We start from the raw sequence: 12,936 nt of genomic DNA on the forward strand, positions 1-12,936 counted from the left end.
TCAGCGGTCCCGGTTGAAGCGCGTGGTGATCCACAGGAGCAGCATCAGCGCGACGAACGCGCCACCGCCGGTGACCAGAGGACTGATGCTTGCGTGCTCGTCGACGTGCTTGCCCTCGGAGGCGAGAGTGACCAGCTGGGAGGCGGTGCTGTGGAGGCTCATCGTCGGCAGGACCTATCCGGAGGTGGGCGGGACAAAGACTTCGGGGCCATCGTATGCGGGGGCACCGGCCGGGCTCACGCCGACTCAGCCGTTCTGGTCCGCGCGGTCGCCCTTGTCTCCCCCGCCGGGACGGTCTTCGCCGCGCTCGGCGTCCCCGCCCCCGCGCTCGGCGTCCCGGCCCCCGGGCTCGGCGTCGGCACCCTGCTTGTAGCCCCGCAGCAGGAACCACGCCATGAGCACGCAGCCGACGACCATGACGATCAGCACGATGCGGAGCAGGTTGCCCGCTCCCTGCTCCTTGGCGGCCAGGGCGGCCGCCTCCGTGACCCAGTGGTGGGCTGCGGCGCTGTGCTCCATGACGGGGGACTCCATTCGCTGTGCTGCCCTGTCACGGTATCTCCGCCTAGGCTGGGTCCCACCTCGGGGGCATGACTGGACGAGCATGGGGGATGGGGCATGACCGACGACAACGACCACGGCCAGCAGGACGGTGGCCACGAGAACGTGCCGAGCAGGCAGCGCAGGCGCTTTCCCGGCATCTCGTCACGGGCGTACGAGCACCCGGCGGACCGATCGGCCCTGGTGGCCCTGCGCAAGCTGACCGGCTTCGACACCGTCTTCAAGGCGCTCAGCGGGCTGCTCCCCGAGCGGAGCCTGCGGCTCCTGTTCCTCTCCGACTCCGTGCGGGTCTCCGACGCGCAGTTCGCGCACCTCAACACCATGCTGCGGGACGCCTGTTACATCCTGGACCTGGAGAAGGTCCCGCCGATGTACGTGAACATGGACCCGAACCCGAACGCGATGTGCATCGGCCTCGACGAGCCGATCATCGTGGTGACCACGGGGCTCGTCGAGCTGCTGGACGAGGAGGAGATGCGCGCGGTCGTCGGTCACGAGGTGGGCCACGCCCTGTCCGGCCACTCGGTGTACCGGACGATACTGCTCTTCCTCACGAACCTCGCGCTCAAGGTCGCCTGGATCCCGCTCGGCAACATGGCGATCATGGCGATCGTGACCGCCCTGCGCGAGTGGTTCCGCAAGTCCGAGCTGTCGGCGGACCGCGCCGGGCTCCTGGTGGGCCAGGACCTCAAGGCGTCGATGCGCGGCCTGATGAAGATCGCGGGCGGCAACCACCTGCACGAGATGAACGTGGACGCGTTCCTGGAGCAGGCCAAGGAGTACGAGGCCGGGGGCGACCTGCGCGACTCCGTCCTGAAGATCCTTAACGTGATGCCGCGCACCCACCCCTTCACCACCGTGCGCGCCGCCGAGCTGAAGAAGTGGGCCGAGACCCGCGACTACCAGCGGATCATGGACGGCCACTACCCCCGCCGCGACGAGGACAGGGACACCTCGGTGTCGGACTCCTTCCGCCAGTCGGCGTCCAGCTACGCCGACGACATGCGCAACAGCAAGGACCCGCTGATGAAGCTGGTCAACGACATCGCGGGCGGCGCGGGCGACCTGGGCGGCAAGCTGCGCGGGAAGTTCACCGGGCAAGGCGGACAGGGCGGCCAGGGCGGGCAGGGCGGCCAGGACAGCAGCGGCCCCACCGAGGACAAGTAACCCCCGGGCAGTCCCCGGGAAGCACCTCAGAGCGAAGGCTGGGCGGTGGCCGCGAGCGAGCCGCACAGCGCCGTGGCGTCACCCGTCGCGTACGGGTCGGTGCCCGCGGGGCCGCCCGCCTTCGCCTTCTGCCCGGCGAGCAGCGGCCGCAGCTGGTTGGCCGCGTCGGCGGAGCAGGCGAGCGGGCCCGCCTGCATGTACGACACGAGCAGCTCGGCCTGGCGCATCCGCAGGTCGTCGCGGTCGAAGCGGAACTGCAGCTCGCGGCGGACGGTGAACAGCGAGGCCTTGGCGTGCTCGCCCTTGCCGGCCGGACGCAGCGCGTAGACGAAGGTGTGGTCCGAGGTCACCTCGAGGGTGTTCTTGTCCGTCTCCGTGGCGTGCAGCGTGCCGTGGACCCGGATGCCGGGCGTGGCGAGGGCCGTCTTCGTCGGGTCGAAGCGCACCAGCCAGCCCGTGGGCGCGTGCCGTCCGTCGGCCGCCGGGTGCGCGAAGCTCTCGTCGAACTGGTCGAGCTGCTGCGGGTCAAGCAGGATCCGGGCGGAGCGCACGGCGCCGCCGGTGAGGACGTCCGGGTCGAGCGAGGACTCGACCAGATAGTCCTTGGCGGTGGTCAGCGCGGTCATGACCTGGCCGTCCGAGAAGTGCGAAGTGCGGTGCGCCGAAGGGAGGTTGATGCCCGATGCGCCTACCCGGAACTGCGCGGCCTGGCTGTGCGCGAACAGGTCGGCCGGCTTCTCGGCGCCCGGCACAGGGCCCGGCGGGGCGAGCGGTATGACCGTCATCCGCAGCGGCTCGGGGCGCTGTGCGGCCGGGGTCTGGTACGGATGGCGTACGCCCATGTAGATCGCGGTGCCGAAGGCGACGGCGATCAGCAGGACGAGGATCACGGCCTGTTTGGACAGGTGGCGATGGCGCGCGGGACGGCGGCGCACCGCGTGCGTGTGATCGTCCAGGCGCTCCTGCGCGGAGTACTCCTGGAGCCGTGCGGCGCGGACGAACGACTCGTCGAAGACGACGGATCGATACTCGTCCTCACCACCGGCGGGAGCGCCCTCGGGCGTCCCCTCGGGTGGTTCTCCTGGCCCGCCCATACCTTCAGGGTAGGTCTCAGCGCGGTCAGGTAAACGCCCTGGTACACGACAAGTTCTGACAACTTCTCACGGGATGCGGGGCGCCGCGGACACGGGCGGCGGGTCGTACTCCGCGGAAGCCGAGGGCTCCGTGGACACCGGCGGCGGGGACGGGTCCTGGCGGCCCGTGGACGCGCCGCGATAGACCGCGGTGAAGGCGAGCGCGACCATGCCGATGCCCATCAGGAGGGCGAGCATCCAGGCGACGGGGCGGTGCCAGCGGTTGCGGCTTCCATAGCCGCTCTGCCGGCCGTACCCGTCCTCGGTGAACTCGCGGTCGTACACGTCGTCGAGGTCCGGGTCGTGGCCGAACTCGCCGCCGTCGTCGGGGCCGAAGCCCTCGTCGTAGAGGTCGTCCTCCGGCGATTCGCGGCCCGGACCCCGGGTGCGGGCCCGGCGGTTCTCGGCCTCGGTGGCCTCGGCACGCGCCTGGGCGGCGGCCAACAGCCGCTCCACCGCGGTGGGTTCATGGACTTCGGCGGCCTTGATGAAGTCCTCGTCGAAGACCACGGAGGCGAACTCTTCGTCCGCACCCCCGCGGTCGCGGTCGTCGTCGGGCTCCCAGCCGTCAGGAAACGACGGCGTGCCCCCCACGTCCTCCGGCACCCTTCCAGCGTAGACCCGGAAGGGGCAATCTGGGCAGACGGTACGAGAATTGGACCCGAGCGAGAATTCAGCGGATGTGGCCGTCGCCGGTGACGATGTACTTCGTGGACGTCAGCTCGGGCAGCCCCATCGGGCCCCGGGCGTGCAGCTTCTGCGTGGAGATGCCGATCTCGGCGCCGAAGCCGAACTGGCCGCCGTCCGTGAAGCGCGTCGAAGCGTTCACGGCGACCGTCGTGGAGTCCACCAGCTGGGTGAAGCGGCGCGCGGCCTGCTGCGAGGTGGTGACGATCGCCTCGGTGTGCCCGGAGGTCCACAGGCGGATGTGCTCGACCGCCTGCTCCAGGGAGTCGACGATGCCCGCCGCGATGTCGTACGAGAGGTACTCGGTCTCCCAGTCCTCCGTGGTCGCGGGCACGACGGTGGCCTTCGAACCGTCGGCGTACGCGATGACCCGCTCGTCGGCGTGCACGGTGACCCCGGCCTCGGCCAGGGCGTCCAGGGCGCGCGGCAGGAAGGCGTCGGCGATGTCCGCGTGCACCAGGAGCGTCTCGGCGGCGTTGCAGACGCTGGGGCGCTGGGCCTTGGAGTTGATGAGGATGTCGACGGCCATGTCCAGGTCGGCCTCGGCGTCCACGTAGACGTGGCAGTTGCCGGTGCCGGTCTCGATGACCGGGACGGTGGACTCCTCGACGACGGTCTTGATCAGCGAGGCGCCGCCGCGCGGGATGAGGACGTCGACGAGGCCGCGGGCGCGCATCAGCTCGCGCACGGAAGTGCGGTTCTCGCCGGGCACGAGCTGGACGGCGTCGGCGGGCAGGCCCGCTCCGTGGACGGCGTCGCGCAGCACGCGGACGAGCGCCGTATTCGATTCGTACGCCGATGACGAGCCCCGCAGGAGCACCGCGTTGCCCGACTTCAGGCAGAGGGCTGCGGCGTCCACGGTGACGTTCGGACGGGCTTCGTAGATGATCCCGACGACGCCGAGCGGGACGCGGACCTGGCGCAGGTCGATGCCGTTCGGGAGGGTCGAGCCGCGGACGACCTCGCCGACGGGGTCGGGCAGCGCTGCCACGTCGCGCACGTCGGCGGCGATGGCGCGGACCCGCTCCGGGGTGAGCGTCAGGCGGTCGACGATGGACTCGCTGGTCCCGGCCTCGCGGGCGCGGGCGGTGTCCTTGCCGTTGGCCTCGATGATCTCGGCGGTGCGCACCTCGAGGGCGTCGGCGATCGCCAGGAGCGCGTCGTCCTTGACGGACCTCGGCAGTGGCGCGAGCGTCGCGGCGGCGCCGCGGGCGCGGTACGCGGCCTGGGCGACCGGCGAGAGGTTGTCGTAGGGCGAAACCGGCGTGAGGGACGTCATGCCCGCAGCGTAATGCGGAGCGGCCGGGGTCCACCCGCTGTTTCAGCAGCCGAGACCGCCGTGCTCACGACGGCTCAAAAAGGGTGCACGCCCACCGGGGTCGCAGGCAGCGGACCGTACCCCTCCGCGATGCGCTGGTGGTACGTGTCGCGGTCGATGACTTCAAGCCCCACGATCTCCCACGGCGGGAGCTTCGCGCTCTGCCGGTGCTCGCCCCAGAGCCGGAGCGCGACCGCGGCCGCGTCGTGCAGGTCGCGGGCCTCTTCCCAGTACCGGATCTCCGCGTGGTCGGGGGCATACCTGCTGGTCAGCAGAAAGGGGTGGTCGTGGGCGAGCTGTTCGAGGCCTCGCCTGACCTCCTTCAGAGGGGCTTCGGTCCCCGAGACGCTCAGGGTGACGTGCCACAGACGGGGCGCCTCCACCGTCTCGCCCTCCTGTCTCTCTTCCGTCTCGCCCGCCGCTTGCGTGTCGGTGTACGTCGCCCCGGCGGCGACGCTGGTCAGGGACCGCTCAGCCGACGCGCGGGACGACGCTCCCGGGCGCACTCGTCTCACGACGGCCTCCTCTACGCAATGGTGGTGCGGATACGCAATGGTCATGCGGAAGTGTCTGGAACAAAGTTGAGCAGGCCAAGCGCCCCCGCGGGGCGGTTTTGGGGAGTTTCACCTCGCAGGGGCCGGTCGGAACGCGGCGTTCGCGCCTGTTTTCGGCCGGGGACCACTGGGGCGGCTGTGACTCCTGGGACGACGGAACCGTGGGGCGCGGGGGCCGCGAAGGGCCGGAAGGGCTAGCCGTGCAGGAGGGCCAGGTCGTCGCGGTGGACCACTTCCCGCTCGTACGCCGGTCCGAGCTCCCGCGCGAGCTCCCGCGTGGAACGGCCGAGGAGCTGCGGAAGCTCCTTGGCGTCGAAGTTCACCAGACCGCGCGCCACGGCACGCCCCGAGGCATCCCGCAGCTCGACCGGGTCGCCCGCGGAGAAGTCGCCCTCGACCGCCGCGATCCCGGCGGGCAGCAGCGATTTGCGCCCCTCGACGATCGCGCGCACGGCCCCGTCGTCGAGCGTCAGCGCGCCCTGCGGCTCGGAGGCGTGCTGGAGCCACAGGAGCCGGTCGCCGGTGCGGCGGCCCGTGCGGTGGAAGTACGTCCCGGTGTCGCGGCCCGCGAGGGCGTCGGCGGCGTGGATCGCGGAGGTCAGGACGACCGGGATCCCGGCGGCCGCCGCGATCCGCGCGGCCTCCACCTTGGTGACCATGCCGCCGGTGCCGACGCCCGCCTTGCCCGCGCTGCCGATCTGGACGTGCGCGATGTCGGCGGGGCTCGCCACCTCGGAGATCCGGGAGCTGCCGGGCTTGGCCGGGTCGCCGTCGTAGAGGCCGTCCACGTCGGAGAGCAGGACGAGGAGGTCGGCGTGGACGAGGTGGGCGACGAGGGCGGCGAGCCGGTCGTTGTCGCCGAAGCGGATCTCGTCCGTCGCCACGGTGTCGTTCTCGTTCACGACGGGCAGCGCGCCCATCGCGAGGAGCTGGTCGAGGGTGCGGGACGCGTTGCGGTGGTGGGCGCGGCGGGCCATGTCGTCGGAGGTGAGGAGCACCTGCCCGACGCGTACGCCGTAACGCGCGAGGGAAGCGGTGTAGCGGGCCACCAGAAGGCCCTGGCCGACGCTGGCGGCCGCCTGCTGCCTCGCGAGGTCCTTGGGGCGCCTGCGCAGGCCCAGCGGCGAGAGCCCGGCGGCGATGGCACCGGACGAGACGAGCACGATCTCGCGCTCGCCGCCGCTGCGGCTCTTGGCGAGCACGTCAACGAGTGCGTCAACGCGGTCGGCGTCCAGACCTCCCGACGCGGTGGTCAGGGACGAGGACCCGACCTTGACGACAACCCTGTGGGCCTCTGCGATGCCCTGCCTTGCCCCAGCCACGCGCTTCCCCAATGATCCCGAAGATCCCATTCCCTGCCGGACCAGCCAATCTACGCGAGTGCCCAGGTGGGGTGCCCCCGCATTTCGAAGGGCGGACGGGGCAGGGACCGAAGACTCCCCCGAGGCGAAACCCGGCCTCGAGGTTCAGTACCTTTGCCCCTTTATCCGGTGATTGTCGTCACGGAAGATTGCTAGAGAGCCACCGCACGTCATACGGTCAGTGGTCGACTTCCCGCATTCCCCCCAGTCCGATCCCCCCGATCCCCCGCCAGGAGCCCAAGCCCGTGCCCTCTGCCGGACTCGCACCCCGCCGCATCGTGCAGCTCTCCGCGCTGTTCGCGATGTTCGCGCTCTTCACGGCCCAGCTCGTCAGCGCGCTGGTCCCGTATGTACCGGTGTTCATCGCCGCGTCGGCGGCGAACCTCGCGCTCGACGTCTATCTGCAGTACAAGCAGCCGGGGCTCCTCTCCCTCCTTGGCAAGATCCGTTTCGATGTCACCGTCAGGCAGCTCCTGCGCGACATGCTGATCCTGGTCGGCCTGCTGCGCATCGACGGCATCGAACCGCTGGCCGAGCAGTCGCCGCTGACCATCTCGCTGCTCGCGTTCTACTTCCTGCACTTCGGCTGCCAGGCCACCGCCATACTGGTGCGCCGCCGCCGTCAGCTGCCGATCGTCACGCGCAACATCGACACGTCCGCGCTGCACCTGACCGCGGCCCCGCCGCGGATCCTCTCGCGCCGCCAGGCCCACCGTCTCCTGACGTTCTCGATCCCCGCCACGGCCGGCCTGATGGTCACCGCGGCCACCACGGACGCGTACTGGGGCGGCATCGGCCTCGGCGTCTCCATCGCCCTGATGGGTCTCGGCGCGATCTACCTCGCCACGTGGCTGCTCCCCAAGAAGCGCGCGAAGAACGACGAGAAGGTCATGGAGTGGCTGGACAACTGGCTGGCCGACTACCAGCCGTCCGTCGCGATGTACTTCTCGGGCGGCGCCACGTCCGCGTACCAGGCGAACATGTGGCTCTCCACGCTCTCCAAGCTCGACGGCAAGCCGCTGATCGTGCTGCGTGAGCGGTTCATGGTGCAGAAGATCGACGCGACCGACGTCCCGATCATCTGCTTCCCGAAGGTCGCGACGATGTTCTCCCTGGAGACCTCGACGCTGAAGATGATGCTGCACCCGGCGAATGCCGCGAAGACCTCGCAGGTCCTGCGCATCCCGACGATCAAGCACGCCTTCATCAACCACGGCGAGAGCGACAAGCTGTCCTCCTGCAACCCGTACGCGAAGGCGTACGACGAGGTGTGGGTGGCGGGCCCCGCCGCGCGCGACCGCTACCAGGCGGCCGACGTCGGCGTCGAGGACAAGGACGTGGTCGAGGTCGGCCGCCCCCAGCTGTCCCCGATCCTGCGCTCGACGGGCGCCCCCACGGGCCCGTTCACGACCGTTCTGTACGCCCCCACCTGGGAGGGCTGGGACGGCAACCCCGGCAACACATCGGTGACCCTCGCGGGCGAGAACATCGTCCGGCACCTCCTCGCCGACCCCGGCGTGCGGCTCATCTACAAGCCGCACCCGATGACCGGTTCGCAGGACCCCCGCGCGGGCGCGGCCAACGAGCGCATGAAGGCGATGATCCGCGAGGCCGCCGCCAAGCGTTCGGGCGAGCGTCCCGGCCAGGAGGCCCTGGCCGAACTGTCGCTCCGCACCGCCGAGTTGGACCGGCTGACCTCGACCGCGTTCCGCAAGAGCGTGGACGAGATGGAGCGGATGATGCTCCAGGGCACGCCGGACGGCGACCAGCAGGCGGCCGTCGCCGAGGCGACGGCGGCGTGGGAGGCGGCGTACTGGGCGTCGTTCCCCGAGTGGGAGCACCAGATCATCACCACCGCGCGCCCCGCGATCTTCTCCTGCTTCAACCAGGCGGACCTGCTGATCAGCGATGTCTCCTCGGTCGTCTCCGACTGGCTGACGAGCGAGAAGCCGTACGCGGTCGCCAACACGTCCGGCATGTCCGAGACGGACTTCCGCTCGGGCTTCCCGACGGTGAGCGCGGCGACGATCCTCTCCCCGACCGCCGAGGGCGTCCCGGCCCTCCTGGAGGCCGTCCGCTCCCCGGAGAAGGACACGCACGCCGAGGCGCGCGCCGCCCTCAAGGAGCACCTCCTGGGCCCCTCGGACCCGCCCTCCCTGGTCCGCTTCAACGAAGCGGCCCTCGCCCTTTCGGCCAAGGCCGACGAGCGCCGCTTCCGCATGGCAACGCGCATCGACGCGGAGATCCCCGGCCAGCGGGCGGCGCAGGACGCGGCGGAGGAGATGGAGTCCGACCCCACGGAGCAGAACGGCGCGGAGGACTCGGTCACGGCTTAACCGCAGGGAGCGCCCCATCAGGGGCGCGGGGAACTGCGCGACAAGCCCCCACGCACCCGCACGGTGTACGAACAACAGAAAGGCCCCCCGGAGCCCATGCTCCGGGGGGCCTTTCCAATCTGCCCGAGGCGATCCCGCCTAGAACGGTTCGAAGTCGTCGTACGCCTTCTCCGCCTCGTCCCGCTCCGAGTCACGGTCCCGGCGGCGCTGGGCCGCGGGACGGGGCGCCTCGAGGCGGTGGTCCTCGCCACGGCGGCCGAGCATCTCCGCACCGGCCATCACCGAGGGCTCCCAGTCGAAGACGACCGCGTTCTCCTCCGGGCCGATGGCGACGCCGTCGCCGGTGCGCGCACCGGCCTTCATCAGCGCTTCCTCGACCCCGAGACGGTTCAGCCGGTCCGCGAGGTAGCCGACGGCCTCGTCGTTGTTGAAGTCGGTCTGGCGCACCCAGCGCTCCGGCTTCTCGCCGCGCACGCGGTAGATGCCGTCGTCGCCGAGCTTGACGGTGAAGCCCGTGTCGTCCACGGCCTTGGGACGGATGACGACACGGGTCGCCTCCTCCTTCGGCTTCGCGGCACGCGACGCGGCCACGACCTCGGCGAGCGCGAAGGAGAGCTCCTTGAGCCCCTTGTGCGCCACGGCCGACACCTCGAAGACGCGGTAGCCGCGTGCCTCCAGGTCGGGCCGGACCAGGTCCGCGAGGTCCTGGCCGTCCGGAACGTCGATCTTGTTCAGGACGACGACCCGCGGCCGGTTCTCCAGGCCCGCGCCGTACTCCCGCAGCTCGGCCTCGATGATGTCGAGGTCGGAGACGGGGTCACGGTCGGACTCGAGGGTCGCCGTGTCCAGGACGTGCACCAGGACGCTGCACCGCTCGACGTGCCGCAGGAATTCCAGGCCGAGGCCCTTGCCCTGGCTGGCGCCCGGGATCAGACCCGGTACGTCCGCGATGGTGTAGACGGTCGAACCGGCCGTCACCACACCGAGGTTGGGGACGAGCGTCGTGAACGGGTAGTCCGCGATCTTCGGCTTGGCGGCGCTCAGGACCGAGATCAGCGAGGACTTGCCCGCGCTCGGGTACCCCACGAGCGCGACGTCCGCGACCGTCTTGAGCTCCAGGACGACGTCGCCCGCGTCACCCGGCTCGCCGAGCAGCGCGAAGCCGGGCGCCTTGCGGCGGGCCGAGGCGAGCGCCCTGTTGCCCAGGCCGCCGCGGCCGCCCTGGGAGGCGACGTACGTCGTGCCCTGGCCGACCAGGTCGGCGAGGACGTTGCCGTCCTTGTCGAGGATGACGGTGCCGTCCGGCACGGGCAGGACCAGGTCCTGACCGTCCTTGCCGGAGCAGTTGTCACCGGCACCGGGCGCGCCGTTGGTGGCCTTGCGGTGCGGGGAGTGGTGGTAGTCGAGCAGGGTCGTGACCGACTGGTCGACGACCAGGATCACGTCACCGCCACGGCCGCCGTTGCCACCGTCAGGGCCGCCGAGCGGCTTGAACTTCTCACGGTGGACGGAGGCACAGCCGTGGCCCCCGCTACCCGCGGCGACGTGCAGCTCGACGCGGTCCACGAAGGTGGTCATGGGATGTGCCTCCAGAAACATACGAATGTCAGGGACGAAATGCCCCTAGATGTAACACGCGAAGGGCGGACCCGCTTCCCGACAGGGAAGTGAGGTCCGCCCTCGCGAAGAACCTGTTCTACGGAAGCCTGATTCAGGCGACCGGAACGATGTTCACGACCTTGCGGCCACGGTGCGTGCCGAACTCGACCGCACCGGCGGCCAGCGCGAACAGCGTGTCGTCCTTGCCACGGCCGACGCTCGAGCCGGGGTGGAAGTGGGTGCCACGCTGGCGGACCAGGATCTCACCGGCGTTGACGGTCTGACCGCCGAAGCGCTTCACGCCGAGCCGCTGAGCATTGGAATCGCGCCCGTTCCGAGTGGACGATGCGCCCTTCTTGTGTGCCATGTGTTCTCAGTCCCTTACTTCGCAGCCGTGGGGATACCGGTGACCTTGATCGCCGTGTACTGCTGGCGGTGACCCTGGCGACGGCGGTAGCCGGTCTTGTTCTTGTAGCGAAGGATGTCGATCTTGGCACCCTTGTGGTGGTCCACGACCTCGGCCGTGACCTTGATACCGGCAAGCACCCACGGGTCGCTCGTCACGGCGTCGCCGTCGACAACGAGCAGCGTAGAGAGCTCTACGGTGTCGCCAACCTTGGCGGTGGGAAGCTTGTCAACCTCAACGATGTCGTCGACAGCAACCTTGTGCTGGCGACCACCGCTGCGCACGATGGCGTACACGGATCTCTCTCTCGCTCGGAACGGGACCCCCGCAGTCCAGCCGCCCGCATGACACGGTCGGCCTCTCCCGGACGCCAGGCGCCGGAAGGAAATCAGGTTTACAGGGGTATGACGTGCCTAGTAACACGCCGACGGTCAAGATTACGGGCCTGGGCCGGAAGGGTCAAACCGGCTTCTCACCGTCCGGCGGCAGCGGCTTGACGCCCTTGCACAAGTCGGTGCTGTCGGCCTTGCCGGGCCAGGCGATCGTCCGTACGCGGTCGAAGTGTCCGCGGTACGCGTCGTGCACGGAGTCGTCGTCGATCTTCACGATCGCCTCGTCGTTCTCGCGCAGCGCGGGCGCCGTGTAGTTCTGCGAGCCGGTGAAGGAGAGCTTGTTCTGCTTGCCGTCGTACTTGCCGTCGATGAGCAGGTACTTCGAGTGGATGATGTAGGGCGTCACCAGCTTGGTGCCGGGGTGCAGCGGGTCCCGGTCGTCGTTGAAGCAGCGCATGGTCGGCCCGCCGGACTTGTGCAGCGCCTCCCAGGTGCCGGGGGTGCCGCCCTGGCTCTTGGCGCTGTCGGTCTCGGCGTAGACGATGCTGACCGTGCAGCCCGCCTTCTTGAGCGAGACGAGCTTGTCGGCGATCTGCTTCCGGGTGATCTTGAAGATCGAGGCGCGGACGTTCGTGTGCCGGGCCACCCCTGCCGCGTCCCTGTAGTTGCACTGGACGTTGTTCAGGACCGAGTACATCGTGTCGGTCTCGTTGACCGTGCCGGAGCGCGGGAAGAAGTACGCCTTGTAGAGGCCGTCGCTGACCGTGCGGTAGTCCCAGTTCCGCCAGTCCTTGCGGATCATGTCGGCGAAGTAGTCGGCGTACGCGTCGTACATCGTCGGGTTGTTCGGGAGCTGCAGCGCGTCGTTGAAGAACTTCGTGTGCGCGGAGGGCGTCGAGTTCGACGTGGTCTGCACGACGACGTCCTTGGCGCCCTCGACCTCCGAGAACAGCCAGAACTTGTTGTGCATGATCGACTTGCCGTACGCCGGGTCGCCCAGGCAGGACTTGCCCGTCGGGCAGAGCGTGACGAAGGACGCCTTGTTCTTGTCGGTGCCGAGCGCCCCCGCCAGCGTGCTGTACGAGGTGTTCGTGGGGCGGTCGCTCCTGCTGGACTCGTCGAGCAGCATCTGGACGTTCACACCACGGTTCTTGGCCGCCACGAGCGCGTCCACGACCGAGGCCTCCCACACGTGGTAGACCGCGACCTTGATGGTGGATCCCGGCACCGCGGCGTTCGTCAGCTCGATCAGGCGGGTGCGTATCGCGTACTGCTGCTCGGTGGTGCCCAGCGGGTTGTTGAAGATCGGCGCCTCGACCAGTGGCGGCTCCCCGTCCGCCGCTGCCGTCCCCATCGCGCTGACGGTCTGGATCCCCGCCGCCGACAGGACCGTGGCCAGTGCGACGGCCTGCCGTCCGCCCTTGACCTGCTTCACGGCACGGTGACGTCCCGTGCCTCTCAGGCGACCGTGCGCCATCGTCC

Annotated in this window: 13 protein-coding genes; 2 read left to right on the forward strand and 11 right to left on the reverse strand. The window is 69.9% G+C overall.

Features of this window, described 5'->3' with window-relative positions:
• Both ABZ833_RS15895 and ABZ833_RS15900 read right to left on the reverse strand, forming a co-directional pair.
• The gene (locus ABZ833_RS15895; protein WP_202121161.1) at positions 1 to 162 is read right to left on the reverse strand and encodes a hypothetical protein; all 162 of its coding nucleotides are present in this window, start codon (positions 160 to 162) and stop codon (positions 1 to 3) included.
• A gap of 84 nt (positions 163 to 246) precedes the next feature.
• Complete coding sequence (locus ABZ833_RS15900) at positions 247 to 519, reverse strand: hypothetical protein (protein ID WP_361047564.1); 273 nt, start codon at positions 517 to 519, stop codon at positions 247 to 249.
• A gap of 99 nt (positions 520 to 618) precedes the next feature.
• On the opposite strand from ABZ833_RS15900, the gene ABZ833_RS15905 reads away from it, so the two are divergent.
• Complete coding sequence (locus tag ABZ833_RS15905) at positions 619 to 1,728, forward strand: M48 family metallopeptidase (RefSeq protein WP_361046523.1); 1,110 nt, start codon at positions 619 to 621, stop codon at positions 1,726 to 1,728.
• Between the two features lie 26 nt (positions 1,729 to 1,754).
• On the opposite strand, the gene ABZ833_RS15910 is transcribed toward ABZ833_RS15905, so the two are convergent.
• The 5 genes from ABZ833_RS15910 to proB form a co-directional block, all read right to left on the reverse strand.
• A complete protein-coding gene (locus ABZ833_RS15910) occupies positions 1,755 to 2,822 on the reverse strand; it encodes a hypothetical protein (protein WP_361046526.1) in 1,068 nt (355 codons plus the stop codon).
• A 66-nt stretch (positions 2,823 to 2,888) separates the two neighbouring features.
• Positions 2,889 to 3,467: a hypothetical protein gene (locus ABZ833_RS15915; RefSeq protein ID WP_361046529.1), complete on the reverse strand. Its 579-nt coding sequence runs from the start codon at positions 3,465 to 3,467 to the stop codon at positions 2,889 to 2,891.
• Between the two features lie 67 nt (positions 3,468 to 3,534).
• Positions 3,535 to 4,827, reverse strand: a complete 1,293-nt coding sequence (locus ABZ833_RS15920) for a glutamate-5-semialdehyde dehydrogenase (RefSeq protein ID WP_361046532.1) — start codon at positions 4,825 to 4,827, stop codon at positions 3,535 to 3,537.
• 74 nt (positions 4,828 to 4,901) lie between these two features.
• Positions 4,902 to 5,381, reverse strand: coding sequence for a hypothetical protein (locus ABZ833_RS15925; RefSeq protein ID WP_361046535.1), 480 nt, complete (start codon positions 5,379 to 5,381; stop codon positions 4,902 to 4,904).
• 233 nt (positions 5,382 to 5,614) lie between these two features.
• Positions 5,615 to 6,721: a glutamate 5-kinase gene (gene proB, locus ABZ833_RS15930; RefSeq protein WP_361047468.1), complete on the reverse strand. Its 1,107-nt coding sequence runs from the start codon at positions 6,719 to 6,721 to the stop codon at positions 5,615 to 5,617.
• Between the two features lie 305 nt (positions 6,722 to 7,026).
• Here proB and ABZ833_RS15935 point away from each other — a divergent pair, with 305 nt between their 5' ends.
• Positions 7,027 to 9,117 carry a hypothetical protein gene (locus tag ABZ833_RS15935; protein WP_361046538.1) on the forward strand — a complete coding sequence of 697 codons (2,091 nt, stop codon included), beginning with the start codon at positions 7,027 to 7,029 and terminating at the stop codon, positions 9,115 to 9,117.
• A gap of 138 nt (positions 9,118 to 9,255) precedes the next feature.
• On the opposite strand, the gene obgE is transcribed toward ABZ833_RS15935, so the two are convergent.
• The 4 genes from obgE to ABZ833_RS15955 all read right to left on the reverse strand — a co-directional run bounded on the left by obgE (position 9,256) and on the right by ABZ833_RS15955 (position 12,931).
• Positions 9,256 to 10,695, reverse strand: coding sequence for a GTPase ObgE (gene obgE, locus ABZ833_RS15940; RefSeq protein WP_361046541.1), 1,440 nt, complete (start codon positions 10,693 to 10,695; stop codon positions 9,256 to 9,258).
• A gap of 133 nt (positions 10,696 to 10,828) precedes the next feature.
• Entirely contained in the window at positions 10,829 to 11,083 is a 255-nt protein-coding gene (rpmA, locus tag ABZ833_RS15945; protein WP_160505003.1) for a 50S ribosomal protein L27, read from the reverse strand.
• 14 nt (positions 11,084 to 11,097) lie between these two features.
• Positions 11,098 to 11,418: a 50S ribosomal protein L21 gene (gene rplU / locus ABZ833_RS15950; protein WP_160505004.1), complete on the reverse strand. Its 321-nt coding sequence runs from the start codon at positions 11,416 to 11,418 to the stop codon at positions 11,098 to 11,100.
• Between the two features lie 163 nt (positions 11,419 to 11,581).
• Entirely contained in the window at positions 11,582 to 12,931 is a 1,350-nt protein-coding gene (locus tag ABZ833_RS15955; protein WP_361046544.1) for a phospholipase D-like domain-containing protein, read from the reverse strand.
• Positions 12,932 to 12,936 lie beyond the last annotated feature (5 nt).

This window comes from Streptomyces sp. NPDC047525, assembly GCF_040643025.1.
GTDB lineage: Bacteria > Actinomycetota > Actinomycetes > Streptomycetales > Streptomycetaceae > Streptomyces > Streptomyces durmitorensis.